Source organism: Alistipes sp. i18-0019-D1 (assembly GCF_042852885.1).
Lineage (GTDB): Bacteria > Bacteroidota > Bacteroidia > Bacteroidales > Rikenellaceae > Alistipes.
In genome coordinates this window covers 1,202,269-1,228,420 of the sequence record NZ_AP031424.1, presented here as the reverse complement: position 1 = coordinate 1,228,420, position 26,152 = coordinate 1,202,269, and the positions used below count along the sequence as shown (strand labels likewise).

At 60.7% G+C, this 26,152-nt stretch carries 28 protein-coding genes; 13 read left to right on the top strand and 15 right to left on the bottom strand.

What is annotated here, in order from left to right:
- Positions 1–5: 5 nt before the first annotated feature.
- The 5 genes from ACGHP5_RS05020 to ACGHP5_RS05000 all read right to left on the bottom strand — a co-directional run bounded on the left by ACGHP5_RS05020 (position 6) and on the right by ACGHP5_RS05000 (position 6,684).
- Entirely contained in the window at positions 6–1,124 is a 1,119-nt protein-coding gene (locus ACGHP5_RS05020) for an aspartate aminotransferase family protein (protein WP_290533310.1), read from the bottom strand.
- A gap of 358 nt (positions 1,125–1,482) precedes the next feature.
- Positions 1,483–2,445, bottom strand: a complete 963-nt coding sequence (argC, locus tag ACGHP5_RS05015; protein WP_337771235.1) for an N-acetyl-gamma-glutamyl-phosphate reductase — start codon at positions 2,443–2,445, stop codon at positions 1,483–1,485.
- Positions 2,442–3,644 carry an argininosuccinate synthase gene (gene argG / locus ACGHP5_RS05010; RefSeq protein ID WP_337657395.1) on the bottom strand — a complete coding sequence of 401 codons (1,203 nt, stop codon included), beginning with the start codon at positions 3,642–3,644 and terminating at the stop codon, positions 2,442–2,444. Before argG ends, argC begins: the two co-directional genes overlap by 4 nt.
- Before the next feature lie 182 nt (positions 3,645–3,826).
- Complete coding sequence (locus ACGHP5_RS05005; RefSeq protein ID WP_290533313.1) at positions 3,827–4,447, bottom strand: GNAT family N-acetyltransferase; 621 nt, start codon at positions 4,445–4,447, stop codon at positions 3,827–3,829.
- Between the two features lie 35 nt (positions 4,448–4,482).
- Positions 4,483–6,684 carry a RelA/SpoT family protein gene (locus tag ACGHP5_RS05000; protein WP_390568165.1) on the bottom strand — a complete coding sequence of 734 codons (2,202 nt, stop codon included), beginning with the start codon at positions 6,682–6,684 and terminating at the stop codon, positions 4,483–4,485.
- An 80-nt stretch (positions 6,685–6,764) separates the two neighbouring features.
- On the opposite strand from ACGHP5_RS05000, the gene ACGHP5_RS04995 reads away from it, so the two are divergent.
- Together ACGHP5_RS04995 and ACGHP5_RS04990 are read left to right on the top strand one after the other, a co-directional pair.
- Entirely contained in the window at positions 6,765–7,421 is a 657-nt protein-coding gene (locus tag ACGHP5_RS04995; RefSeq protein ID WP_290533315.1) for a hemolysin III family protein, read from the top strand.
- Between the two features lie 2 nt (positions 7,422–7,423).
- Complete coding sequence (locus tag ACGHP5_RS04990; protein ID WP_390568164.1) at positions 7,424–8,326, top strand: PHP domain-containing protein; 903 nt, start codon at positions 7,424–7,426, stop codon at positions 8,324–8,326.
- On the opposite strand, the gene ACGHP5_RS04985 is transcribed toward ACGHP5_RS04990, so the two are convergent.
- The 9 genes from ACGHP5_RS04985 to leuS form a co-directional block, all read right to left on the bottom strand.
- Entirely contained in the window at positions 8,279–9,052 is a 774-nt protein-coding gene (locus ACGHP5_RS04985; RefSeq protein WP_390568163.1) for a class I SAM-dependent methyltransferase, read from the bottom strand. The two genes, ACGHP5_RS04990 and ACGHP5_RS04985, sit on opposite strands and share 48 nt — an antisense overlap.
- Position 9,053: 1 nt before the next feature.
- Positions 9,054–9,242, bottom strand: a complete 189-nt coding sequence (gene xseB / locus ACGHP5_RS04980; RefSeq protein WP_337657404.1) for an exodeoxyribonuclease VII small subunit — start codon at positions 9,240–9,242, stop codon at positions 9,054–9,056.
- Positions 9,224–10,483: an exodeoxyribonuclease VII large subunit gene (xseA, locus tag ACGHP5_RS04975; RefSeq protein WP_390568162.1), complete on the bottom strand. Its 1,260-nt coding sequence runs from the start codon at positions 10,481–10,483 to the stop codon at positions 9,224–9,226. Before xseA ends, xseB begins: the two co-directional genes overlap by 19 nt.
- Positions 10,480–11,394, bottom strand: a complete 915-nt coding sequence (menA, locus tag ACGHP5_RS04970; protein ID WP_022062685.1) for a 1,4-dihydroxy-2-naphthoate octaprenyltransferase — start codon at positions 11,392–11,394, stop codon at positions 10,480–10,482. Before menA ends, xseA begins: the two co-directional genes overlap by 4 nt.
- 60 nt (positions 11,395–11,454) lie before the next feature.
- Positions 11,455–12,003 (bottom strand): energy transducer TonB, encoded by a 549-nt coding sequence (locus ACGHP5_RS04965; protein ID WP_195637232.1) that lies wholly within the window; start codon positions 12,001–12,003, stop codon positions 11,455–11,457.
- 53 nt (positions 12,004–12,056) lie between these two features.
- Complete coding sequence (locus tag ACGHP5_RS04960; protein ID WP_015547042.1) at positions 12,057–12,359, bottom strand: MGMT family protein; 303 nt, start codon at positions 12,357–12,359, stop codon at positions 12,057–12,059.
- A 156-nt stretch (positions 12,360–12,515) separates the two neighbouring features.
- Positions 12,516–13,601 (bottom strand): peptide chain release factor 1, encoded by a 1,086-nt coding sequence (gene prfA, locus ACGHP5_RS04955; RefSeq protein WP_290533323.1) that lies wholly within the window; start codon positions 13,599–13,601, stop codon positions 12,516–12,518.
- Between the two features lie 136 nt (positions 13,602–13,737).
- Entirely contained in the window at positions 13,738–14,574 is an 837-nt protein-coding gene (locus ACGHP5_RS04950; protein ID WP_290533324.1) for an alpha/beta hydrolase, read from the bottom strand.
- 65 nt (positions 14,575–14,639) lie between these two features.
- Positions 14,640–17,396 (bottom strand): leucine--tRNA ligase, encoded by a 2,757-nt coding sequence (gene leuS / locus ACGHP5_RS04945; protein WP_390568161.1) that lies wholly within the window; start codon positions 17,394–17,396, stop codon positions 14,640–14,642.
- 97 nt (positions 17,397–17,493) lie between these two features.
- On the opposite strand from leuS, the gene ACGHP5_RS04940 reads away from it, so the two are divergent.
- Entirely contained in the window at positions 17,494–18,057 is a 564-nt protein-coding gene (locus tag ACGHP5_RS04940) for a hypothetical protein (protein ID WP_295901787.1), read from the top strand.
- Positions 18,058–18,132: 75 nt separating this feature from the next.
- Here ACGHP5_RS04940 and ACGHP5_RS04935 read toward each other — a convergent pair whose 3' ends face one another.
- Positions 18,133–19,200 (bottom strand): hypothetical protein, encoded by a 1,068-nt coding sequence (locus tag ACGHP5_RS04935; RefSeq protein ID WP_390568160.1) that lies wholly within the window; start codon positions 19,198–19,200, stop codon positions 18,133–18,135.
- 327 nt (positions 19,201–19,527) lie between these two features.
- Here ACGHP5_RS04935 and rpsL point away from each other — a divergent pair, with 327 nt between their 5' ends.
- The 10 genes from rpsL to rplV all read left to right on the top strand — a co-directional run bounded on the left by rpsL (position 19,528) and on the right by rplV (position 26,148).
- Positions 19,528–19,908, top strand: a complete 381-nt coding sequence (rpsL, locus tag ACGHP5_RS04930) for a 30S ribosomal protein S12 (RefSeq protein ID WP_022061192.1) — start codon at positions 19,528–19,530, stop codon at positions 19,906–19,908.
- A 42-nt stretch (positions 19,909–19,950) separates the two neighbouring features.
- Positions 19,951–20,427 (top strand): 30S ribosomal protein S7, encoded by a 477-nt coding sequence (gene rpsG / locus ACGHP5_RS04925; RefSeq protein ID WP_015547046.1) that lies wholly within the window; start codon positions 19,951–19,953, stop codon positions 20,425–20,427.
- Between the two features lie 16 nt (positions 20,428–20,443).
- Positions 20,444–22,558 (top strand): elongation factor G, encoded by a 2,115-nt coding sequence (gene fusA, locus ACGHP5_RS04920; protein ID WP_290533328.1) that lies wholly within the window; start codon positions 20,444–20,446, stop codon positions 22,556–22,558.
- 9 nt (positions 22,559–22,567) lie between these two features.
- Positions 22,568–22,873 (top strand): 30S ribosomal protein S10, encoded by a 306-nt coding sequence (rpsJ, locus tag ACGHP5_RS04915; RefSeq protein ID WP_004329464.1) that lies wholly within the window; start codon positions 22,568–22,570, stop codon positions 22,871–22,873.
- A 192-nt stretch (positions 22,874–23,065) separates the two neighbouring features.
- The gene (gene rplC / locus ACGHP5_RS04910) at positions 23,066–23,680 is read left to right on the top strand and encodes a 50S ribosomal protein L3 (RefSeq protein ID WP_195459883.1); all 615 of its coding nucleotides are present in this window, start codon (positions 23,066–23,068) and stop codon (positions 23,678–23,680) included.
- Position 23,681: 1 nt separating this feature from the next.
- On the top strand, positions 23,682–24,308 hold the full coding sequence (gene rplD, locus ACGHP5_RS04905) for a 50S ribosomal protein L4 (RefSeq protein ID WP_290533329.1): 627 nt from the start codon (positions 23,682–23,684) through the stop codon (positions 24,306–24,308).
- A 14-nt stretch (positions 24,309–24,322) separates the two neighbouring features.
- The gene (rplW, locus tag ACGHP5_RS04900; protein WP_015547048.1) at positions 24,323–24,613 is read left to right on the top strand and encodes a 50S ribosomal protein L23; all 291 of its coding nucleotides are present in this window, start codon (positions 24,323–24,325) and stop codon (positions 24,611–24,613) included.
- Between the two features lie 5 nt (positions 24,614–24,618).
- A complete protein-coding gene (rplB, locus tag ACGHP5_RS04895; RefSeq protein WP_290533330.1) occupies positions 24,619–25,443 on the top strand; it encodes a 50S ribosomal protein L2 in 825 nt (274 codons plus the stop codon).
- A 17-nt stretch (positions 25,444–25,460) separates the two neighbouring features.
- Positions 25,461–25,730, top strand: coding sequence for a 30S ribosomal protein S19 (rpsS, locus tag ACGHP5_RS04890; RefSeq protein WP_015547050.1), 270 nt, complete (start codon positions 25,461–25,463; stop codon positions 25,728–25,730).
- A gap of 7 nt (positions 25,731–25,737) precedes the next feature.
- On the top strand, positions 25,738–26,148 hold the full coding sequence (gene rplV / locus ACGHP5_RS04885; protein WP_290534210.1) for a 50S ribosomal protein L22: 411 nt from the start codon (positions 25,738–25,740) through the stop codon (positions 26,146–26,148).
- Positions 26,149–26,152: the final 4 nt, after the last annotated feature.

Genomic DNA, 26,152 nt, shown 5'->3' with positions numbered 1-26,152 from the left:
TTGTTTTACAAACTGCGGAATGCTTCTAAAAAGCGGTCCGCCAGCTCGCGCGTGAGGCACAGCGCCGGCAGCAGCCTGACGGTCGAAGCGCCCGCCCCGCCCGTGAATATGTGTTTGTCGAAAAGCAGTTTTTTGCGTAGTTCCGGACCCGATCCGTCGATTTCGATGCCGATCATCAGGCCGCGTCCGCGCACCTCCTTCAAGGAGTTCATTCGGCGCAACTCGGCCAAAAGGTATTCGCCGACCGCCGCGGCGTTCTCCACCAGCCCTTCGCGTTCGATCACGTCGAGTACGGCGATTGCCGCCGCGCAGGCCAGATGGCTGCCTCCGAAGGTGGTCCCCAGCAGTCCCGCTTGCGCCTCGAAGTGGGGTGCGATCAGCACGCCGCCGATCGGGAACCCGTTGGCCATGCCTTTGGCCGTGGTGATCAGGTCGGGGCGGATGCCCGCCGCCTGGTGGGCGAAGAAACGCCCCGTGCGGCCGTATCCCGACTGGATTTCGTCCAGCACGAGCTGCGTCCCGGTCTCGGTCGCCGCGGCGCGCACGGCGCGCAGGAACTCGTCCGCCGGGCAGTGGATGCCCGACACGCCCTGAATGCCTTCGACGATCACCGCCGCGAATTCCCGCGTTGCGAGCTTTTCACGCATCGCTTCGATGTCGTTCAGGGGGGTGAACTCCACGTTCGGCGTGCGGTTGAAGGGCGACGAGATCGCCGGGTTGTCCGTCACGGCGACGGCTCCCGACGTGCGGCCGTGAAAGGCCTTCGCGATGGCCAGCACCTTCTTTCGGCCCGTGTGGAACGACGCCAGTTTCAGGGCGTTTTCATTGGCCTCGGCCCCCGAATTGCAGAGGAAGAGCCGGTAGTCGTCGTAACCCGAGATGCGGCCCAGTTTCTCCGCCAACTTCACCTGAAGCGAATTCTCGACCGAGTTCGAGTAGAACCCGAGGCGTGCGACCTGCTCCTGCACGGCCCGCACGTAGTCGGGCTGCGCATGCCCGATCGAGATCACGGCGTGTCCGCCGTAGAGGTCGAGGTACTCGGTTCCCGCCGCGTCGTAGACGAAGCAGCCGTTGCCGCGTACCGGCTCGATGGGGTATAATGAATATACGTTGAATAATTGCATAATCGTAATTTTTTTGCCGCTTTTTGGTCGGCAGCTAACTGCGGCTTTCAGCCGCGGAATGTTATGTACTTTTTAGCTGTAAAAAGTACCAAAAACTCTCCGACAGATGCCTTCGCCTGCTTCGTCCCGTCTAACGTTCGAAACGGGCGCCTATTCGCGGGGACGCACGCGCCCCTGCCCCTTTTCTTGCCCCTTTTAGCCGGGCCTTCGTTTGACGGCTCCGGCATCGAGTCGGATTCATTCGCCGCCCAAGGCGGGCTGGAGGTTGTTCCCGCGAAAGCGACATGCGGATGGTTTTGGTGCTACCTTTTGCCACCAAAAGGTAGTGTGAACCACGGTGGATGCCGTGAAACGGGCATTAAAATGCCGAGGCTTTCAGCCGCAAACCCTCCTTCTCGTCCAGCCCGAACATCAGGTTCATGTTCTGCACGGCCTGTCCCGACGCCCCTTTCAGCAGGTTGTCGATGACCGAGACGACGTGCAGTTTCCCGCCGTGTTTGGCCGTGTGGAGCAGCGCCTTGTTGGTGTTGACCACCTGCTTGAGGTCCACGTCGCGTTCCGTCAGGCGGGTGAATGCCGAGGGGGCGTAGAAGTCGGCGTAGAGCTTCGATGCCGCTTCGCCGTCGAGCGGACATGCCGTGTAGACGCTCGCCAGGATGCCCCGCGTGAAGTCGCCGCGCATCGGCACGAAATTCACTTCGTAGCCGAACGACGGCTCCAGCCGCCGCAGGTTGCGTCCGATCTCCAGCAAATGCTGGTGCGTGAAGGCCTTGTAAACCGAAATGTTGTCCGACCGCCAGCTGAAATGGGTCGTGGCCGAGGGCTTTACGCCCGCGCCGGTCGAACCCGTCACCGCCGTCACGTGCACCTCGTCCTGCAACAGCCCCGCAGCGGCCAGCGGCAGCAGCGCCAGCTGGATCGCCGTGGCGAAACACCCCGGATTGGCCACGCGTTCCGCCCGGCGGATGCGCTCGCGGTTCAGTTCCGGAAGGCCGTAGACGAATCCGCACGACTCGTCGCGGAAATCCTGCGCCAGGTCGATGATCTTCACGCCTGCGGGGATCGAGTTCTCCTCCATCCAGACCCGGCTCTGCCCGTGCGCCGAACAAAGGAACACCACGTCGGCCGCCGTGAGGTCGTACGTGTCGCAGAACCGCATGTCGGTGTCGCCTTCCAGCCCGCCGTGCACGTCCCGAAGGCGGTTGCCCGCGTTCGAGGTGCTGTGGACGAAGGCGATCTCCACCTGCGGATGGTTGACCAGCAGGCGGATCAGTTCGCCGGCGGTGTACCCGGCGCCTCCGATAATGCCGGCCCGGATCATTTCTTGTTGCGTTTCTGGACGTTGTGGAAAATCTTGATCTGGTTGCCGAGGATTTTCGTGAATCCCTTCACGTCGTCGGCCGTCCACGCCTTGTTGACCTCGCCGTACTCGCCGAAGTCGGTCTTCATCAGGTCGAAGGTCGAGTCGACGCCCACGAGCGTATAGTTGCGCGGCCGCAGGATCAGCTCCACGGTTCCCGTCACGTTGCGCTGCGACGACAGGAGCATCGCCTCGATGTCGCGCATCACCGGCTCGAGGTACTGTGCTTCGTGGAGGAACATGCCGTACCACGTCGCCACCTGGTCTTTCCAGTAAATCTGCCATTTGGTCAGCGTGTGCTTTTCGAGCATCTTGTGCGCGGCGATGATCAGCATCGGCGCGGCGGCCTCGAAGCCCACGCGGCCCTTGATGCCGATGATCGTGTCGCCGATGTGCATGTCGCGGCCGATACCGAATTTCGATCCGATGGCCTCCACGGCGCGGATGGCCTCGACTTTGTCCGTGTAGGGCGTGCCGTTGACGGCCGCGATCTCGCCCTCGTGGAACGTGATCGTGAGCCGCTCCTCGCCTTCGGCCGTGATCTGGCTCGGATAAGCCTCCTCGGGGAGCGTCTGCTCCGAGTGGAGGGTCTCCTTGCCGCCGATCGAGGTTCCCCACAGCCCCTTGTTGATCGAGTACTCCATCTTCTTGTAGTCGGCCGTGATGCCGTGCTTGCGCAGGTAGTCGATCTCGTATTCGCGCGTCAGGGTCATGTCGCGCGTCGGGGTGATGATCTCGATCTCGGGGGCGAGGATCTGGAACGTCAGGTCGAAGCGCACCTGGTCGTTGCCCGCTCCGGTCGAGCCGTGGGCCACGGCGTCGGCGCCGATCCGCTTGGCGTATTCGATGATGGCGATGGCCTGGAAAATGCGCTCCGAACTTACCGAAATGGGGTAGGTTCCGTTGCGCAGGATGTTGCCGAAGACCATGTAGCGGATGCTTTTTTCATAGTATTCCTGCTCGATGTCGAGCGTCGCGTGAGCCACGGCGCCCAGGTCCATGGCGCGCTTCTCGATCTTTTCGAGTTCGGGTTTCGAGAATCCGCCCGTATTGGCGATTGCCGTGTAAACGTCGTAACCCTTCTCCTCGGAGAGGTATTTTACGCAAAACGAGGTGTCCAGACCGCCGCTGAACGCCAGAACCACTTTCTTCTTTTTCATTTTATGACAGTTTTTAATTTGTACTTGAACAACCGACGTCCGGAATCCCCGATTTTGCCGCGTCAGCGGCATTTAAGTCCTTCCCTGGGGGAAGGGTTTGGGATGGGGTCGGATTTGCAGACGACGCCGAAGGCGGCGACAACAAGATCCGGGAGCAGGAGCCGGGGCAATAACTTGTTGACCTATTTCAAATGAAACAACTTCTTTACTTTATTTCGGAAAAACATCCGGTAGGGGGCCAGCCGCGACTGTTTCTGCGGCGGCTCCTTGGCCGGGTCGTAGAGCATGCCTGTACAGAGGCACATGCGGCGGTTGTTGCGCTGGAGGATGTCGTAGTTGCAGCAGCCTTCGCAGCCGCGCCAGAAATCCTCGTCCTCGGTCAGTTCCGAGAAGGTCACGGGGGTGTACCCCATCCGCGAGTTGAGCTTCATGACCGGCAGCGACGTGGTGATACTGAATAACTTGGCATACGGGAATCGTCGTCGGGCCAGCTCGAAGGTTCGTCGCTTGATTTGCTCCGCGAGTCCCATATGCCGGTACTCGGGATCGACGATCAGTCCTGAGGTGGCGACGAAGTCGCCGTGACCCCAGCACTCGATATAACTGAACCCGACCAGTTTTTCACCGTCCAGCGCCACGACGGCCTTGCCACCGGTCATTTTTGCGGCGATGTATTCGGGCGACCGCTTTGCGATGCCCGTACCCCGCTGCAGGGCCGACTCATAGATCAGGTCACAGATACGCTGTGCGTAATGTGCGTGCGATGAGTCGGCGAAAACGACGCTGATTGTGTTGTTATTCATTTATCGTTTGTGTGGGTAAAAAGTTGTTTGCGGAATTAGTTGACGCGGTAGGCGCGCTGTACGCCCTTGATGCGCATGATCTGGTGGATGAGCGTGTCCACGACGGCCGTGCCGGGCACCTCGACGGCCACTTCTCCCGCCACGCAGCCGTTCCCGGCGGGTGCGAAGTTCATCGAGCGGATGCCCAGTTTGAGATCGCGGACGATGACCTCGGTGATGTGGTTGGCCATGCCCGTGGTGTCGGCCGCCACGATGCGGATCGTGACGCGGAACGCCCCTTCGGCCGACTGCCGCCAGCGGGCGTCGATCACGCGGTAGGGGTAATTCTCGCGCATGCGCTTGGCGTTGGGGCAGTCGCAGCGGTGGATGGTGATTCCCGCGTTGATCGTCACGAATCCGAACACGTCGTCGCCCTTGATCGGGTTGCAGCACTTGGCCAGCTTGTACTGGATTTTCGAGATGTCGTCGTCGATCACCAGCGCGTCCTGCGGAGCGGCCTTCTCCTGCGTGCCGTGCAGCGCGGCCTTCTGGCGTTCGATTTCGGCGGCCGCGGCGCGGCGCTCCTCTTCGGCTTCGCCCGAAAGGTGGCGTGAGAGGATCTCCTTGATCGACCCGAAGTCGAGCTTCTGGGTGGCGATCAGCGCGTAGACCTCCGTGCCGAGGCGCAGTTTGAAGTATTTGGCCAGGTAAGCCACCGCCTCGTCGATCGTGATGGCGAATTTCCAGTTCTTGAGTTTGCGTTCCAGCTCCTCGCGTCCCATGCGCGTGTGCTTGGCCTGCTCCTCGCGCAGGAAGGACTTGATTTTGTTGCGGGCCTTCGAAGTGACGACGAACGTCAGCCAGTCCGACTTGGGCGTCTGGTTTTTCTGGGTGGTGATCTCCACGATGTCGCCGTTGCGCAGCTGTTCGCGGATCGGCACGGCGCGGCCGTTGACCCGTCCGCCTACGCACGTCGAGCCGAGCGAGGTGTGGATGTCGAACGCGAAGTCGAGGAGCGTGGCTCCCTCGGGGAGTTTCCGCAGGTCGCCGTTGGGCGTGAAGACGAAGATTTCGCCCGACGCGGGTTTGGCGTCGAAACGCTGCGCCAGCGAGTGGGTCGTGTCCTCCATCAGTTCGCGCAGGTGTCCCAGCCATTGTTCGCTGGTCTGCGCCCCCTGGTTGACGCCCTTGTAGCGCCAGTGCGCGGCGATACCGCGCTCGGCCACGGCGTCCATGCGCTCGGTGCGGATCTGCACCTCGACCCAGCGGCCCTCGGCCGACACGGTGGTGTGCAGCGACTCGTAGCCGTTCGACTTGGGAATCGAAATCCAGTCGCGCATGCGCTTGGGGTTGGGCGTGTAGAAGTCCGTCACCACCGAATAGGCCGTCCAGCAGAGCTGTTTCTCGGCCTCCTGCGGACAGTCGATGATGATGCGGATGGCGAAGATGTCGTAGACGCCCTCGAACGGGACGTGCTGTTTGTGCATCTTGGTCCAGATCGAGAAGATCGACTTGGTGCGGCTCTTGATGTGGTATTTGATGCCGAGGCGGTTGAGCCGCTGCTCGATCGGCACGAGGAACCGCCCGATGAATGCACGGCGTTCCTCGGCGCTCTCCTCGAGCTTCATGACGATGTGCTCGTAATCCTTCGGTTCGAGGTATCGCAGGGCGATGTCCTCCAGCTCGCTCTTGATCGAGTAGAGACCCAGCTTGTGGGCGATCTGGGCGTAGAGGTTCATCGACTCCCAGCTCTTCTTGCGCCATTTCTCGCGCGGGAACATTTCGAGCGAACGCATCACTTCGAGCCGGTCGGCCAGTTTGATCAGGATGACGCGCGGGTCTTCGGAGTAGCTCACGATCAGGTCGCGGAAATTGTCGGCCTGCTCCTTGGCCACCTTGAGCTTCAGTTCCGAGATGTTGGCCAGCCCGAGGGTGATGCCCACGACCTGATCTCCGAAACGGCGGCGGATGTCGGCGCTCAGGGCGAGGAACTCCTCGGCGGGGAGCTGCTTGTGGGCCAGCCGCACGACGTCGTGCAGGATTGCCGAAATGGAGGAGTTGCGGCCGAGGCCCACCTCCGAGATCACGATCGAAGCCACCGCGGCGGCATGCTCCAGCAGGGGCGAGCCGTCGTAGCGCACCAGTCCGGCGAGTTTCCCGTCGGCATACTCCAGCGCCTCGTCGACGAGTGCCCGGGTCTGCTCCGAGAAATTCGCGCGCACGAGCGAGCGGAGTTTTTCGTAACGTGAAAAGTCCATTTTTACCTAACCTGAAGCCTTGACGGCAAAGATATGAAAATTTTTCATAAATTTGGCATGTAGAATTGAACAGTTGTGCTATGGACAAGAAAAAGGCAATTTACGTGCCGACGGTCGGCGAGGAAATCGGCAATGCCGTGTCGCACGGCGTGATGTCGCTTCTGGCGCTGCTGGCCCTTCCTTTCGCCGCCGTGTGGGCCTATGTGCATGATCCCGGAGGGGTTCTGGCCTCGGTCTCGGTCTCGGTTTTCGTCATTTCGATCTTCCTGATGTTCCTCGCCTCGACGCTCTACCATTCGATGAACCCGCAGTCGAAGCACAAGGAGGTTTTCCACATCCTCGACCACATTTTCATCTACGTCGCCATCGCGGGCAGCTACACGCCCATCGCGCTGTCGGTCATCGGCGGCTGGCAGGGGGTGTTCATCACCGTCCTGCAATGGGCGATGGTGATTTTCGGGATTTTCTACAAATCCCTGTCCCGCAAATCGATACCCGCCATCAGTCTGACTATCTACCTGGTCATGGGCTGGACGATCGTCTTCTTCCTCCCGCTGTTCATCAGCCACGCTTCGACGCCCCTCGTGACGCTCATTGCGCTGGGCGGCCTGCTCTACACGCTCGGCGCATGGTTCTACGCCCGCAAGGGCTTCCGCTATCACCACATGGTGTGGCATCTGCTGATTAACCTTGCGGTTGCGGCGCATTTCGTCGGAATCGTGTTTTACCTCTATTGATTATGAATGCTTTCGACCTGCATATCCATTCCGGATACAGCAGCGACGGGGAATTTCCCGTCGCCGCAATCGTTGATATGTGTTCGGCCCGCGGACTGGACGCCTTTTCGCTGACCGACCACAATTCGGTGCGGGGCGTCGGCCAGGCCGCCGAAAGGGCCGCCGCTGCGGGCCTGGGCTTCATTTCGGGCATCGAGATCGACTGCAATTACCGGGGCACGGACCTGCACCTGCTGGGCTACGGCATCGACTGGCGTTCGGCGGATTTCGCGCGGCTGGAGGAGACGGTCGCCGCGAAGGTCGTGGCGTCGTTCGGCGGTATGGTCGATAACCTCCTCCGTCTGGGCTTTGCGGTGGATGCCGATGCGGTGCTGGCCGCCGCCGGTGACAAGCTCCCCACGGGCGAACTGATCGCCGAGGTGATGCTCTCCGACGCAAAATACCATACGCCCCTGCTGCGGCCCTATATGGAGGGCGGCGAGCGGAGCGACATGCCTTACATCAACTTCTACCTCGATTATTTCGCGCAGGGGCGCCCGGCGTTCGTGCCCGTGGAGTATATGGCTTTCCGCGATGCTGTGGAGCTGGTCCGCGACAACGGGGGCGTGCCCGTCGTGGCGCATCCGGGGCTGAATTTCCGGGGCCGGGAGGAGACTGCCGGGCGGCTGCTCGACCGCGGGGCCGCAGGACTGGAGGTCTTCAACAACTACCACACCCCCGAACAGGCCGTCTATTTCGCTTCGCTGGCCCTCTCCAAGGACGCTTTCATAACCTGCGGAAGCGATTTTCACGGCAAGACCAAGCCCCGGATCGCCGTCGGGCGGTTCCCGTCGGACGAGCGTTTCGACGGCCGCCTGTCAGACTTTGTAAACCACGTAAATGTGATCGGCCGGCAGGGCGTATAGCCTGCGTTCGGCCTCGGTGAGGGTCGCGGCATAGTCGATGTCCGCGACCTCGAAACCCGCCCGGCGCAGACGGTCGGCATAGTCGGCACCGTAGATGCGCCGGTGGTCGTACTGCCCGAAGATGCGCGTGCGATGGTCGGGGTCGGTGATCGAGTCGTCCTCGTAGGTCTGCTCGTAGTCCGCATCCACCGGGGAGAGGACGATGCCCCAGCCCCCGGGGCGGAGGATCCGGTGCAGTTCGCGCATCGCCTTGCGGTCGTCGTCGACGTGCTCCAGGATGTGGTTGCAGATCACCACGTCCACCGAACCGTCGGCCAGCGGGATTTGCTGCACGTCGAAATGCAGGTTCGCCAGCGGGCTTTCGAGGTCGGCCGTGACATACTGCCCGGGATGCGAGCGGAAGTGCGGCTTGAGGTGACGCATGATACAGACCTCGGGAGCAATGTGTAACGTGCGCGGAAAAGCTGTCAGCAGATCGGTCTCGCGCGTCAGGTAGAGCCACAGCAGGCGGTGGCGTTCCAGCGACAGACACTTGGGGCACAGTGCGTTGGGGCGCGACTCCACGTAGCCGTAGGGCATGAACTTCCGGTATTTCGCACCGCACACGGGGCATTCGGCTCCGCGGCCCTTGTAAAACAGCCCGGCCACGGGCACGGCCCAACCCGCGATGCGTTGCAGCACGGGGCGCGGGATGTGGTTCAGGGACCAGCGAATCAGTTTTTTCATCCTATTCCAGCACTTTGTTCACGTCGGCTTCGGCCTTGCGCAACCGCGCCTTGCACGAGGCGATCAGTTCCGTGGCGCGTTTCACCTCGGCGGCGAGGCTGTCGACATCCATCTCTTCGTTGCGCAGGCGCGCCAGTATTTTTTCGATTTCGGCCATCGCCTCGGCGTAGGTCAGTTCTTTTTTTGCCATATTTTTCCGGAATTTACGGTTGCATTTATCCTGCCGTCGGAGACTTCGATTTCGACCTGCTCGCCTGCGGCGACACTCCCGGCCGAGGTCACGGCACGGCCTCCGGCGCGCAGGACGGCGAATCCCAGCCGGAGGATGCGTTCGGGCGAACGTCCGGCGATCAGTTCCGCGGCGTTGCCGAGCCGCACGCCCTGCCGCGCGAGGAAGTCGCGCGCCGCGTCGGGCAGCAGCTCTGTGAAATGTTCCAGACGCAGCGTCTGCCGCGTGAGGAGTTCGCCGCTCAGCCGCCTCACTTCGCCCGAGAGGCGTTCGAGACGCACCTCCGAGGCGTGCATCGCGGCCTTCGTCATGTCGTTCAGTTGCAGGGCGGCGCAGTCGAGCCACCCGTCGGTTTCGGCCATCCGTTCGACCAGCCATCCGGCCACCGCCGTCGGGGTCTTGAGCGCCGTGTGGGCCACCATGTCGGCCACGCTGGTGTCCTTGTCGTGCCCGATGCCCGTCACCACCGGCAGCGGGAACTGCGCCACGTGGGCGCAGAGGCGGTAGGCGTTGAAGCAGTTGAGGTCGCTCCTCGACCCGCCTCCGCGGATCAGCACCACGGCGTCGAATTTTTCCGGCCGGGCCGCGACGTTGCACAGGGCTTCGATGATGGATTCCTCGGCCGCTTCGCCCTGCATGAAGGCGTCGAACAGGGTCAGCTCGAAACGGTAGGGGCTTCGGGCCAGCTCCTTGCAGAAGTCCTGATAGCCGGCGGCGTTGGCGCTCGACACGATGGCCACGCGCTGCACGACGGCCGGCATCGGCGCCTCGCGGTTCATGTCCCAGACGCCCTCCTGCTGCAACTGCGCGATGGTCTGCTGCCGCTGCCGCTCCATGTCGCCCAGCGTGTAGGAGGGGTCGATGTCGGTGATCTGGAGCGAGAAGCCGTAAAGCTCGTGGTAGGAGACCAGCGCCTTGGCCAGTATTTTGATGCCCGCGGCGAGCCGCTGGCCCGTTTCGGCCTCGAAATAGCCTGCGATGCGGGGGTAGTTCGAACGCCACACGACGGCCCGGGCCTGCGCTGTCGGCACGCCGTTGTCGCCGCCCTTCTCCACAAGCTCCAGGTAGCAGTGGCCCGAGTAGTTGACCTTGATTTCCGAAATCTCGGCGCTCACCCAGAGGGGCAGCGCGAACTGCCCTTCGAGCGCCGACTTCACGCGGCGCTGCAACTCGCGCAGGGTAATGTGTTGTGATTCAGTCATCGGCCCAGCAGAATTCCGAGGGTGAACAAGGCTCCGAACAGCAGGATGTTGCGGGCCGTTTCACCCAGACAGACGTTCAGCGCGTCGCCGTGGTCGATGCGCACCATCTTGCGCCATGTGGAGATATGTGCGGCGAGGTAGGGAAGGGGTAGCAGGGCGGCCCACGTGCGGCCTGCGAAGAGCAGCGTGAGACACAGCGCGACGGCCGCGGTTCCCAGGGCGAGATAACCCCAGCGGCCGACGCCTGCGCCGAGGCAGACGACGATCGTGCGTTTGTTGCAGCGGGCGTCCTCCTCGCGGTCGCGGAAGTTGTTGATCATCAGCATCGTGTCGATCACGAGGCCGCAGGCCAGCGCGGCGACGAGAACCTCCGGGGTCCACGCGCCGGTCTGGATGTAATAGGTGAATCCCACGGGGACCAGTCCGAAAAAGAGGATGACCGCGGCGTCGCCCAGCCCGTGGTAGGCCAGCGGGTAAGGGCCTGCGGTGTAGAACCAGGCGAAGACGATGCAGGCGGCGCCTGCGGCGACGAGTTCCCAGCCTCCGTAGCGGAGCGCGCCGGCGTGGAGCGCCCAGACGAGCAGCGCGACGCCCGCGGCGCAGGCCGCGAGGGTGAATCCCGCAATGCCCGCCTTCATGGCCCCGAGGGTGATGTAGCCTTTGGCGAAGGCGCGGTCGGGACCCAGCCGGTCGGGCTGGTCGGCCCCCTTCAGGAAGTCCCAGAGATCGTTCACCAGGTTGGCCGTGCACTGCATCAGCAGGGCGAATGCGAGGCACAGCACGGCCGGAAGCCAATGGAATCCGCGGTCGGTCCAGGCCAGTGCGGAGCCGATCAGGACGAGGATGACGGAGTTGCCGAGGCTGTACGGCCTGACGGCCAGAATCCATGCGGAGAGGGAGTTGGTTTTCACGTTTCGGAGTTTTTCAGGGGCTTTTGCAGATGAGGTTTGCGGGTTTCGGGAGCGGAGTTGTCAGCGGATGACCAGCTCCGCCTGCCGCGGCATGCGCCGGCCCTCGGGAAGCTGGATGCTCAACACGCCTTCGCTTTCGACCGGCGCGCCGTTCTTCTGCGCCGGATGCCAGCGCGGAGCTTCCGCCACGGCTTTCAGCACGCGCCGCTTGAGGCGGTTGTCGGTCGATTCGAGCTCCTGCTGGACGATGGTCTCGCCGTCGGGCGTGATCTTGTAGCGCAGCACCACGCGCGCCGTGGGTTCGCTCTCGTCCCAGCGCACCTGCCGGGCGATGTAGCTGCCGAAGGCGGAGTCCGCGGGAAAGGAGGCCGGCCGGTCGTAGCGCAGCGTAATGAGCATCACGCCGTGTGCGGCCCGCTGGCCGTAGCGGGCGATGGTCTCCTCGTCGGCGGGGAGCATCTCGACGTTCTCGATGTCCTCGGGCGGAATCGAGCGTATCTCGGACGTCTCCTTGCCGTTGACGATGTACAGGGGCTGCGGCCTGGGCGTCGCGGCACGGACGGCTGCGGCGAGAAACAGGATGTAGAGAAGCAGTGCGTATCTTTTCATACCGTAATCTTTTTTTGCAAAACGGCCGGCAGGGCCGGGATATTGCCTGCGGACTATCCGATCTCCTCCCAGCCCGAAGCCGAAAGGTCCACGCAGCCGTTGGCCCGGAAACGGACGCCTTCGGCTGCGAGCAGCTCCCGCTGTCCGGTCCATCCGGGCGCTGTCCGGCCCTGGCTGTTGACGACCCGGTGGCAGGGCAGACCCTCCGGAGCCATCGCCAGCGCCCGTCCCGCGCGGCGCGCATGGCCGGGCATGCCGATCAGCCGGGCCAGCTGCCCGTAGGTCGCGACCCGTCCTGCGGGAATCTCTGCGACGACGCTCCAGATCTCGGCGTCGAAATCGGCGGGAATCTTCATCGCTTGTTTCGTTTATCTGAAACGGCCGGAGCCGAATCCGGGGCGCAAGTCCGGCCCCCCCCCTCCTGAAAGCCGTTTTTTAGACGGCCCGGGGCAACGGGTTTCGGCTGCGGCTCATCCCGCCCCTGCTGCCCCTGAAAAGGGTTTTTTAAGCGGCTAAAGTTCGCTCTCTTTCAGACGCTCGGCGTTCTCGGCCACGATCAGGTGGTCGATGCAGTCCTGGATGTCGCCGTCCATGAAGGCCGCGAGGTTGTAGATCGTATAGTTGATGCGGTGGTCGGTGATGCGCCCCTGCGGGTAGTTGTAGGTGCGGATCTTGGCCGAACGGTCGCCCGTCGAGACCATCGTTTTGCGCTTCGAGGCGATTTCGTCGAGGTACTTCGAATATTCGAGGTTGAAGACGCGCGTGCGCAGCTCCTCGAAAGCCTTGTCGAAGTTCTTCAGCTGCGATTTCTGGTCCTGGCACTGCACGACGATGCCCGTGGGGATGTGCGTCAGGCGGATGGCCGAATAGGTCGTGTTGACCGACTGTCCGCCGGGACCGCTGGCGCAGAAGATGTCCTTGCGGATGTCGTTCATCGAGATCTCGACGTCGAACTCCTCGGCCTCGGGAAGCACGGCGACCGAGGCGGCCGAAGTATGCACGCGGCCCTGCGTCTCGGTCTGGGGCACGCGCTGCACGCGGTGCACGCCCGACTCGTATTTGAGCGTCCCGTAGACGTTCTGTCCCGATACTTTCAGCACCACCTCCTTGAAACCGCCCGCGGCGCCGTCCGACGACGAGGTGATTTCGTAGCGCCAGCCTTTCGACTCGATGTATTTGGTGTACATGCGCAGCAGGTCGCCGGCGAAGATCGCCGCCTCGTCGCCGCCCGTGCCGCCGCGGATCTCCACGATGGCATTTTTTGAGTCCTGCGGGTCCTTGGGAATCAGCAGCAGCTTGATCTCCTCCTCCATCTGCGCGAGCTGGGGCTCCAGTTCGGCGATCATCTCGCGGGCCATTTCGCGCATCTCCTCGTCCTTGTCGTTGGAGAACGTGTCTTTGGCTTCGGCGAGGTTGGCGACGGCCGTGCGGTAGCGCTCCGAGGTCTCGATAATCGGCTCCAGCTCCTTGTATTCCTTGGTCAGCTGGATGAACTGCTTGACGTCGGCGATCACTTCGGGGTCGGTGAGTTTCTGTCCCGTCTCCTCGTATTTGAGTTTCAGACCGTCCAGGCGGTTCAATATGGTATTGTCTGCCATAAGTGTTTTATTTTGGCCGTAAAGATACGCAATAATCGGCAAACGGCAATGCGCGGGCCGAAAAAACCGACCGAGGGAACCCCTGGCGCGGGATTCCCTCCGGTATGCGGTTGCCGGGGCGCGGTTCGTGCCCGGCCTATCTGTTGATCCGGCGGAGCCAGTCCAGCACGGCGTCCTGCCACTGCTCCTTGTAGCGGAAGCTGTCGCGGATGCCCCAGCCGTGGCCGCCCGAAGGGTAAATGTGCATCGAAGCCTCGATGCCGTGCGCCTTCAGGGCGTTGTAGTAGAGCGTGCTGTTGACGGGCGGAACCGTCTTGTCGTCGTCCGAGAGCAGCAGGATGGCGGGCGGGGTGTCGGCCGTCACGCGGCTCTCCAGCGAGTAGGCCGCATCCTGCTCGGGGGTGCGCTCCTCGCTCAGCAGGTTGATGAACGATCCCTGGTGGCGTTTGCCCTGCACGGCCGTGATGACCGGGTAGAAGAGGACCGAGAAGGCCGGTTTGAAACTGCCGATCGTCGAGGCCATCGCCGCGAGGTGACCGCCGGCCGAGGAGCCTACGATGCCCACTTTGTCGGCCGTGTAGCCCGTGGCGCCCGCTTCGAGTCCCGCCATGATGCGCAGGGCCTGTACGGCGTCCTCCAGCGGCACTTCGGGATGGTGGTTGGGCATCCGGTATTTCAGCACGGCGCCCGTGATGCCGTTGGCGGCGAACCAGCGGGCCATCTCGTAGCCCTCGTGGTCCATGGCCAGCATGCCGTAGCCGCCGCCCGGGCAGATGACCACGGCCTGGCCGGTGGCCCTGGCCTTGTCGGCCGGGAAGATGTAGAGGACCGCTTCGGAGGTGTTCCGAACGCGGTTGGGTTCTTTTTCCGTTTCCGGCGTCGTGATGCCGTTGCTGTGGGGCGCGGTCGTGTTGTCCCAGATCTTGAGGGTCGCGGCCTGTCCGTAATCCTGTGCCGATACTGTTGCGGTCATAAGCAGGAGTGTTGCGATAAGTGATAGGGTGCGTTTCATAAATCGGAATTTAAGTGTGGCGAGTGTCAGATCACGATGTTTATGATCTTGCCCGGCACGACGATGATCTTTTTCGGGGCTTTGCCTTCGAGCCATTTCTGCGCCTCGGGGGCCGTGACGACGTCGGCCTGGATCTCGGCGGGCGTCATCGAGGCGGCGTACTCTTTCTTGAAGCGGAGCTTGCCGTTGACCGACACGGGGTATTCGAACGAGTTCTGCACGAGGTGCTTCTCGTCGCAGACCGGATAGGCGGCCGTGCAGACCGAGCCGGTGTGTCCGAGCGCGGCCCACAGCTCCTCGGCGATGTGCGGGGCGAAGGGGGCGAGCAGTACGGTCAGCGGTTCGAGCACTTCGCGCTTCGAACACTCGCCCAGCTCGTTGAGGCAGATCATGAAGGCTGCGACGGAGGTGTTGAACGAGAAGTTCTCGATGTCCTCGGAGACCTTTTTGATAGTCTTGTGCAGGGTGCGCAGTTCCTGTTCGGTCGCCTTTTCGTCCGTGACGCACAGCTGCCCGTCGCGGTCGAAGAACAGCCGCCAGAAGCGGCGCAGGAACTTGTGCACGCCGTCGATGCCGTTCGTGTCCCAGGGTTTCGACTGCTCGAGCGGCCCGAGGAACATCTCGTACATGCGCAGCGTGTCGGCGCCGTAGTTGTCGACGATGTAGTCGGGGTTGACGACGTTGTAGAACGACTTCGACATCTTCTCGATGGCCCAGCCGCAGACATATTTGCCGTCTTCGAGGATGAACTCGGCGTCCTTATATTCGGGCATCCACGCGCGGAAGGCGTCGAGGTCGAGGAGGTCGTTCTTCACGATGTTCACGTCGACGTAGAGCGCCTGCGTCTCGTATTGGTCCTTGAGGCCCAGCGACACGAACTTGTTGGTCCCCACGATGCGGTAGACGAAGTTCGAACGGCCTTGGATCATGCCCTGGTTGACGAGTTTGCGGAACGGCTCCTCCTCGCAGACGCAGCCCAGATCGTAGAGGAACATGTTCCAGAAGCGCGAGTACATCAGGTGGCCCGTGGCGTGCTCGATGCCGCCCACGTAGAGGTCGACGCTGCGCCAGTACTCGTCCGCCTCTTTCCCGACGAGCGCCTTGTCGTTGTGCGGGTCCATGTAACGGAGGTAGTAGGCCGACGATCCGGCGAATCCGGGCATCGTCGACAGTTCGTAGGGGTAACCCTCGGGCGTCGCCCATTCCTTGACGCGGGCCAGGGGCGGTTCGCCCTCGGCCGTGGGGCCGAAATCCGCGATGGGAGGCAGTTCCAGCGGCAGTTTGTCTTCCGCCAGCGGATAGGCCGTGTCGTCCTTGTAGTAGATCGGGAACGGCTCTCCCCAGTAGCGCTGGCGCGAGAAGATGGCGTCGCGCAGGCGGTAGTTGACGAGCTTTTTGCCCAGTCCGCGCTTCTCGACTTCGGCGAACATCGTCTGGATCGCCTCCTTTACATCCATGCCGTTGAGGAAATCCGAGTTGATCACTTTCCCCGATTTGGCGTCGTACGACTCTTTCTCGATGTCGCCGCCCTCGACCACCGGAACGATCTCCAGCCCGAAGTGCCGCGCGAAGGCCCAGTCGCGCGAGTCGTGCGCCGGAACGGCCATGATGGCCCCCGTTCCGTAGCCCGCCAGCACGTAGTCGGAAATGTAGATCGGAATGGCCTTGTGTGTGAAGGGGTTGATGGCGTATGATCCTGTTGCAACGCCGCTTACGCGCTTCGTGTCGGCGATGCGGTCGCGCTCCGAGCGTTTCTTGGTCTGGCAGATGTACTCCTCGACGGCGGCCTTGTTTTCGGGCGTCGTCAGAGAGCCGACCCACTCGTGCTCGGGGGCGATGACCATGAACGTCACGCCGAAGATCGTGTCGGGACGGGTGGTGAAGATCTCCAGTTTCTTCTCCGAATCCCGGATGTCGAAGAAGACCTGCGCACCCTCCGAACGGCCGATCCAGTTGCGCTGGATCTCCTTCAGCGAGTCGCTCCATTCGAGCTTGTCCAGCCCGTCGAGCATCCGCTGGGCGTAGGCGGTCACGCGCAGAAGCCATTGTTTCATGCGCTTCTGCTCGACCGGATAGCCGCCGCGGACCGAAAGTCCGTCGTGCACTTCGTCGTTGGCCAGCACGGTTCCCAGTTTCGGACACCAGTTAACCATCGTGTCGGCGCGGAAGGCGAGGCGGTAGTTCTGGAGGATCCGTTCCTTCTCCTGCTCGCTCATGGCGTTCCATTCGGCGGCCGTGAAGTGCATCTCGGTCGTGCAGGCGGCGTTCAGTCCCTCGGTGCCGTTCTTTTCGAACGCGGCGACGAGTTCCGCAATCGGGCGCGCCCGCTGCTCGTCCTTGCAGTAGTAGGAGGAGAACATTTTGAGGAACGCCCACTGCGTCCACTTGTAGTAGCCGGGGTCGCACGTGCGCACCTCGCGGTCCCAGTCGAACGAGAATCCGATCTTGTCCAGCTGCTCGCGGTAGCGGGCGATGTTCTGCTCGGTGGTCACGGCCGGGTGCTGTCCGGTCTGGATCGCATACTGCTCGGCGGGAAGGCCGAAGGCGTCGTAACCCATCGGGTGGAGGACGTTGAATCCCTTGAGGCGCTTGTAGCGCGAGTAGATGTCCGAGGCGATGTAGCCCAGCGGGTGGCCGACGTGCAGGCCCGCTCCCGAGGGGTAGGGGAACATGTCCAGCACGTAGAATTTGAGCCGCGAGGGGTCCGTCTCCACCTTGTAGGTTTTGTCCGCCTTCCAGCGGCTTTGCCATTTGGCCTCGATCTCCTTGAAATTGTACTCCATATCTCGTGTAATTTTGTTGCGGATTTTCCCGCAAAGATAGGAAAAAAAACGTATCTTTATCCGGGAGTGGCTTTTGTGGGATTTAAATTGTGGGCTTATGTGTAAATTTCGACTTTGTTTGCTGTGTGTGCCGCTGGCGCTGGGTGCGCTCTCCGGCTGTTCGGAGGAGGTGGAATACGAGATGCCGATCTATGATTTCGTGAATCCTTCGGTCTGTTTTTTCGTTTCCGACGCCGCGACGGGCGTGAACCTGCTCGATCCCGATGAGGCCGGTACGATTCTCGGCCAACCCATTGCCGTGACGTATGACGGGAAGCGTTATGAAGTGACGACCGATGTCCGGCCGGTTCCGATGACGCGGGCCACGATGCCGCGGCCGCTGGCGCTGCGGCTCGAAGGGGCGAATGAGTACGACAGGATCAAGGGCTATCACCTTGCCTTCGGCGAGTTCGATCCGACGGACGACCTGAAAGGACAGTCGTTCGTGGTCGACTGGGGCGACGGGACCTCCACGAAGGTGGAGTTCGATCTTTATGTGGTCTGGAAGAAAAACCGGAAAGAGCGCATTTACGAGGCGGAGGTGCACAGTCCGATCCGTGTCGACGGCGTGGCGCACGGCGAGGGTTATTACGACGCGTGGATCGTCCGGATCGCCCGGTGACGGGCAGTGCGGTTGTATGTAAAAGGGGGCGCGGCCATTCGGCCGCGCCCCCTTTTCCCCGTTTTGCGGGATGTGTCAGTCGTAGAGCGGGACGACGCACATCGAGTAGGCTTCGCTGTGGCCGGTGCCGTCGGAGAGCGTGTAGCGGATCTCGTCGCCGTGCCACACGACGGCGGTCCGCGTCGTGCCGAAAATCGTTCCGGCGGTGAATATGTCGTCGTAGCAGACGGCGACCGAATAGGGCATCGAACCGCTGCCCGTGCCGTCGGAGAGGTCGAACAACTCCTGCCCCTCCTTCCAGACGACGCCCTCCTCCTCGAAGCCGTCGGTGTAGTAGCCCGCCGTGTAGAGCGTGTTTCCGAACCGGCAGACGGCGGTGGCTTCGGCGTAGGAGCTGCCGTCGGTCAGGGCGTAGAGCAGCTCCCTGTCCTTCCAGACCACCGCGGCGCCGCCCGAGTGGCCTGCGGTGTAGAGCGTCCTGCCCGAAAGGCAGAGGGCGTTCACCCCGGCGGCGGTCTCCCCGTCGGAGAGCGTGTAGTGCGCCTTGTCGTTTTTCCAGACCACGGCGAGCGGTTTCGTGAACCCGCTCTGCAGGCTGCCTGCGGCGTAGATGTCGCCGCCCGAGACGGCGACCGACCGGGCCTGCGAGATGGCCGGACTGACCGAATAGGCGTAGAGCGCATCGCCGTCTTTCCAGATTTTCGCCGTCAAGGCCCCGTCGTTCTCCTCGCTCCCGGCCGTGTAGAGGCTGCCGTTTGCGGCGAAGACCGAGTAAGCGTAGGAATCGGCGCCGGGGCTGCCAGGGGTGTATTTCAGCGTGCCGTTTTCCCAGACCTTCGCCACGATCCGGTCGCCCTGCCGTTCGTAGCCGGCGGCATAGACCGTGCCGCCCGAGACGCAGACCGCGTAGGCCCAGGCGTCGTTCGTGCCGTCGGTGAGCGTGTAGAGCTGCTGTCCGTTTTTCCAGACCGTCGCGACGGCCTTCGATGCGGGCGTGGTGTAGCCCGCTGTGTAGATGTCGTAGCCGGAGGGTTTCGGCGGTTCGGGGGCGTCGTCGTCCGAACTGCACGCCGCGAAGCCGGCGAGCACGGTGAAAATCACCGGTAAAAGCGTGTTTGTGAATCGGTTGCTGGAGATCGTCATGGTTTTGCGGTGCAGTTTGTTTTCGGGCCGTTCCTGCCGGGAGGGCCTGTCTGCACGCCGTTTGCAGGGCAAAGTCCGTGCCGGGGATCGAGGTCCGGAGTGTTCGGTTTATGACGCTGATACTAAATCCGTTGCCGGTTTACATATAAGTGTGATTTATTTTGCTGTAAATTCTATAAGTAAAAAGTATTGCAAGCGGCGTAAAATCCTGAAAAATGGTGAAAAAAGAGGCGCGTATATATTGTATTTCCGAAAAAATGCGTACCTTTGCAGTCCATTTTGGACAATGGAGATAGATTTTTTAACAATTAAAGGACAGTTTTAGAAATGCCAACTATTCAACAGTTAGTGAGAAACGGCCGTGTGAAGATGGAGGACAAGTCGAAGTCTCCCGCACTGGCTGCGTGTCCCCAGCGCCGAGGCGTATGTACGCGTGTGTACACGACGACCCCGAAAAAGCCGAACTCGGCAATGCGTAAGGTAGCGCGTGTAAGATTGACCAACGGCAAGGAGGTCAACGCCTACATCCCCGGAGAAGGCCACAACTTGCAGGAGCACTCCATCGTGCTCGTCCGCGGCGGTCGTGTGAAGGACCTCCCCGGTGTACGTTATCACCTGGTGCGCGGCGCACTCGACTCGGCAGGCGTGGACGGACGTCGTCAGCGTCGTTCGAAGTACGGAGCCAAACGTCCCAAGGCAGGCAAGTAGTCAACAACAAGAGAGTTTCTAACAGATCATTTTTAAATAGCAATGAGAAAAGCTAAGCCAAAAAAGCGAATTCTACTTCCGGATCCGAAGTTCGGAGACGTGGCCGTGACCCGTTTCGTGAACAACCTTATGCTGGATGGTAAGAAGAGTATTGCCTACACGATTTTCTACGACTCGCTCGAAATCGTCGGCAAGAAGATGAAGGATGCTGATAAATCTCCGCTGGAAGTCTGGAAACAGGCTCTGGAGAACATCACACCCCAAGTCGAAGTGAAATCGAAGCGTATCGGAGGTGCGACGTTCCAGGTTCCTATGGAGGTTCGTCCGGAGCGCAAGATTTCTATTTCCATGAAAAACCTTGTCCTCTATTCCCGCAAGCGCGCCGGCAAGACGATGGCAGACAAGCTTTCAGCAGAGATACTGGATGCCTACAACCAGCAGGGCGCAGCCTTCAAGCGCAAGGAGGAGATGCACCGCATGGCCGAGGCCAACAAGGCATTCGCACACTTTAGATTCTAATAAGGAGACCGAACAGATGGCAACCAGAGATTTAAAATATACTCGCAATATCGGTATCATGGCTCACATCGATGCCGGTAAAACCACCACGTCGGAGCGAATCCTTTTCTACACGGGCAAAACCCACAAGATCGGTGAAACGCACGAAGGCGCTGCCGTCATGGACTGGATGGTTCAGGAGCAGGAGCGCGGCATCACGATCACCTCGGCTGCAACGACCGCTTTCTGGAACTACATGGGCAACCAGTACCAGATCAACCTGATCGACACCCCGGGACACGTCGACTTCACGGTCGAGGTGGAGCGTTCGCTGCGTGTGCTGGACGGCGCTATCGCCACGTTCTGCGCCGTTGGCGGCGTGGAGCCGCAGTCGGAGACCGTATGGCGTCAGGCCGACAAGTACAACGTGCCCCGTCTCGGCTACGTCAACAAGATGGACCGCACGGGCGCCGACTTCCTGTCGGTGTGCGCACAGATCAAGGAGCACTTCGGTGCTACGGCCCTCCCGGTCGTTCTGCCTATCGGCGCCGAGGACAAGTTCGAAGGCCTGGTAGACCTTATATATAATAACGCTATCTATTATTACGACGACAAGACCGTCCGCGACAACTTCGAGCTGAAGGAGATTCCCGAGTCGATGAAGGCCGAGGCCGCCGAGTGGCGCGGCAAGCTCATCGAGGAGGTGGCTGCCACCGACGATGCGCTGATGGAGAAGTTCTTCGAGGACCCCGATTCGATCACCGCCGACGAGCTGCTCGCAGCGATCCGCAAGGCGACGATCTCGATGCAGATCGTCCCGATGCTCTGCGGTTCGTCGTTCCACAACAAGGGCGTGCAGAAGCTGCTCGACTACGTGATGGCTTTCCTGCCCTCGCCGCTCGACCTGCCCCCCGTTACGGGCATGAACCCCAAAACCGAGCAGGAAGAGGTTCGCCACGCTTCGGAGAGCGATCCGTTCTGCGGCCTGGCGTTCAAGATCGCTACCGACCCGTTCGTAGGCCGTCTGGCTTTCGTGCGCGTATACTCGGGTAAGCTCGATGCAGGTTCCTATGTCCTGGATTCCCGCAGCGGCAAGCGCGAGCGTATCAGCCGTATCTACCAGATGCACGCCAACAAGCAGAACCCGATGGAGACCGTCGGCGCCGGCGACATCTGCGCGGCCGTAGGTTTCAAGGAGATCCGCACGGGCGACACGCTCTGCGCCGAGAACGCACCCATCGTGCTGGAGCAGATGACCTTCCCCGAGCCGGTGATCGGTCTGGCCGTAGAGCCGAAGACCCAGAAGGACCTCGACAAGCTCGGCATCGCCCTGGGCAAGCTGGCAGAAGAGGACCCCACCTTCACGGTTCACACCGACGAGGATTCGGGTCAGACGGTGATCAGCGGTATGGGTGAGCTTCACCTCGACATCATCGTAGACCGTCTGCGCCGCGAGTTCGGTGTGGAGATCAACCAGGGCGCTCCCCAGGTCAACTACAAGGAGTCGCTCACCAAGACGGTTCAGCACCGCGAGGTCTTCAAGAAGCAGACCGGCGGCCGCGGTAAGTTTGCCGACATCATCTTCGAGATCGGTCCCGCCGACGACGGCGCCATGGGCCTTACGTTCGTAGACCAGGTCAAGGGCGGTAACATTCCCAAGGAGTTTATCCCCGCTGTGCAGAAAGGCTTCGCTTCGGCGATGGCGAATGGTGCGCTGGCCGGCTACAAGATGGACTCGATGAAGATCACGCTGCTCGACGGTTCGTTCCACCCCGTGGACTCCGACCAGCTGTCGTTCGAGATCGCAGCCCGCAACGGTTACCGCGCAGCGGCTCCCAAGGCCGGTTCGGTGATTATGGAGCCTATCATGAACGTGGAGGTCGTGACCCCCGAGGAGAACATGGGCGACATCATCGGCGACCTGAACAAGCGTCGCGGACAGGTTACCGGCATGGAGTCGAAGGGCACCGCCCGCGTGGTGAAAGCCAAGGTTCCCCTGTCGGAAATGTTCGGCTATGTGACCGTGCTGCGTACGATTTCGTCGGGCCGCGCAACCTCGTCCATGGAGTTCTCGCACTTCGAGGAGGTTCCTGCCAACCTGGCTAAGGAGATCATCGAGAAAGCGAGTGGTAAACGTAAGGATATAGAATAAGCAAACAATATGAACCAGAAGATTAGAATCAAGTTAAAGTCATTCGATCACAATCTCGTGGACAAGTCGGCCGAGAAGATTGTGAAGACCGTGAAGAGCACGGGTGCCGTCGTGAGCGGCCCGGTGCCCCTTCCCACGCACAAGCAGATTTTTACGGTCAACCGCTCGACTTTCGTCAACAAGAAAGCCCGCGAGCAGTTCCAGCTCTGCACCTTCAAGCGTATCCTCGACATCTACTCGTCGACGCCCAAAACGATCGACGCGCTGATGAAACTGGAGCTTCCCTCGGGTGTGGAGGTAGAGATCAAGGTGTGATCGAACGGAGCCTTACCGGTTTTTAACAATCCTCCGCTTTTGCCGCGCTGCGGTGTATAAGTCCCCTCCGGAGAGGGGATGAGGGGTGATCCGGCTCGTAAACGCCGCCGCAGGCGGCGATGGGTCGGAAAATCGGTAAGACAAAAACTTAACATCACTTTATTACTATTTATAACAAACAATTGACAACAAATGTCAGGACTTATTGGAAAGAAAATCGGAATGACTTCCGTTTACAGTGCCGAGGGTAAGAACATACCATGCACTGTCATTGAGGCTGGACCGTGCGTTGTTACGCAAATCAAGACCGTCGAGAAGGATACCTACGAGGCGGTTCAGATTGCCTATGACGAGACGAGTGAAAAGCACGCCACCAGCAGTTTGTTAGGTCACTTCAAGAAAGCCGGCACGACTCCGAAACGCAAACTTGCGGAATTCAAGGACATGCCTGAAGTGAATCTCGGCGACACGCTGACCGTAGACCTCTTCTCGGAGGAGGACTGGGTCGATGTGACCGGGATCTCGAAAGGAAAAGGCTTCCAGGGCGTAGTGAAGCGTCACGGCTTCGGCGGCGTCGGCGGCCAGACCCACGGCCAGCACAACCGTGCGCGCAAGCCGGGTTCGCTGGGTGCATCGTCCTATCCCTCGCGCGTCTTCAAGGGCAAACGTCTGCCCGGCCAGATGGGCGGCGAGCAGGTCAAGGTTTTGAACCTGCGTGTATTGAAAGTAATCCCCGAGAGCAACCTCATCCTCGTGAAAGGTTCGATTCCGGGAGCAAAAGGTGCTTATTTAACGATTGAAAAATAGTATGGAATTAGCTGTATTAAACACACAAGGAAAAGAGACGGGTCGTAAGGTAGTCCTTTCGGACGCCGTCTTCGGCGTGGAGGCTAATGACCACGCTATTTACCTCGACGTGAAGCAGTATCTCGCTGACCAGCGTCAGGGCACGCACAAGTCGAAGCAGCGCAACGAAGTCGCCGGTTCGACGCGCAAACTCAAGCGCCAGAAAGGAACCGGCGGCGCCCGTGCGGGCAGCATCAAGTCGCCCCTGTTCCCGGGAGGCGGCCGCGTTTTCGGTCCCCAGCCCCGCGATTACAGCTTCAAGCTCAACAAGAAGCTCAAGCAGCTGGCCCGCCGCAGCGCACTGACCTACAAGGCGCAGGCCGGCGCCATCAGCATCGTCGAGACGATGTCGATGGAGGCTCCCAAGACCAAGTCGGTCGTGGCTCTGGCCGAGGCGCTCAAGGTCGACGACAAGAAGGTGCTGCTGGTTCTCCCCGAATCGAACGTGAACCTGCAGCTGTCGTGCCGCAACCTTCCCTACGTGAAGCCCGTGCTGGCTCAGAACGTCTGCACCTACGACGTGATGAACGCATCGGCCATCGTGATGGTGGAAGGCGCCGAGAATGTATTGAATACGATGTTAGCTTAAAAACGCAAGTTACAATGGACATTATTATTAAGCCGGTTTTGACCGAGAAAATGACGATTCAGGGCGAAAAGTTGAATCGCTACGGTTTTATCGTTGACGTGAGGGCTAACAAGCTGCAGATTCGCAATGCCGTAGAGCAGATGTACAACGTCGTCGTTACGGACGTGAACACCGTGAACTACATGGGCAAACTCAAGAGCCGCTACACCAAGGCGGGCCTCTTGGAGGGTCGCGCCAATAACTTCAAGAAGGCGATCGTCACCTTGAAGGATGGAGACAAGATCGATTTTTACAGTAATATCTAACGAAGATGGCAGTAAGAAAATTTAAACCTGTAACCGCAGGTACGAGACATAAGATTATCGGCACGTTCGACGAGATCACGACGTCGAAACCGGAGAAATCGCTGCTCAGCCCCAAGAAGAGCTCGGGTGGACGTAACAACGACGGCAAAATGACGGTCCGCTACATCGGCGGCGGTCACAAGCAGATGTATCGTAACGTCGACTTCAAACGCTCGAAGGACGGCATCGCCGCAACTGTAAAATCGATCGAGTACGACCCGAATCGTACCGCACGCATCGCACTCCTGGCATACGCCGACGGTGAGAAGAGCTACATCATCGCACCCAACGGACTCCAGGTGGGCCAGACCGTAATGAGCGGCGCAGGCGTTGCTCCCGAGGTCGGAAACACGCTCTTCTTGAGCGAGATTCCCCTGGGTACGGTCGTCCACAACATTGAACTCTACCCCGGTCAGGGGGCCGCTATGGCCCGTTCGGCCGGTTCCTACGCCCAGCTGCTGGCTCGTGAAGGCAAATTCGCCGTCATCAAGCTGCCTTCGGGCGAGACTCGTATGGTACTCGTAACTTGCCGCGCAACGGTGGGTGTCGTGTCGAATGTCGACCACAGCCTCGAAAGCTCCGGCAAGGCAGGACGCGAGCGTTGGCTCGGCCGCCGTCCGCGCAACCGCGGTGTCGTCATGAACCCGGTGGATCACCCGATGGGTGGTGGCGAAGGCCGTGCGTCGGGTGGTCACCCGCGTTCGCGCAAGGGTCTGCTTGCCAAGGGTTATAAGACTCGTAACCCGAAGAAGACGACCTCGAAGTTTATTATTTCCAAGAAGAAAAAATAATTAAATAAGAGTACATAATGAGCCGTTCATTAAAAAAAGGACCGTTTATCGACCCCAAGCTCGAAGCGAAGATCGTCGCCCAGGCGGAAGGAAATAAAAAGTCGGTAATCAAGACATGGTCGCGAGCAAGTATGATCTCGCCTGACTTCGTAGGTCAGACGGTAGCTGTCCACAACGGAAACAAATTCATTCCGGTGTATGTAACAGAGAACATGGTAGGACACAAACTCGGCGAGTTTGCTCCCACCCGTAACTTCCGCGGTCACGCAGGTAACAAGAAAAAATAGGTAGAAAATGGGTGCAAGAAAAGCAAATAAAGCCGAACAGTTAAAGGCTGAGAAGAAGCAGAAGGCTATCGCCGTTCTGCGTGATTGCCCGACCTCTCCCCGTAAGATGCGCCTGGTGGCCGACATCATCCGCGGTGTGGAGATCAACAAGGCGCTGGGCATCCTCCGTTACTCGAAGAAGGAGGCGTCGATCCGTATGGAGAAACTTCTCAAGTCGGCGATCGCCAACTGGGAGACCAAGAACGAATCGGAGCGTCTGGAGGACACGAAGCTCTGCGTAAAAGAGGTGTTTGTCGACGGCGGTCGCATGCTGAAGCGTATTCAGGCAGCGCCCCAGGGTCGCGCACACCGGATCCGCAAGCGTTCGAACCACGTAACGATCGTAGTTGACAAAATGGTAACCGTAGAAAACAAGTAATCAG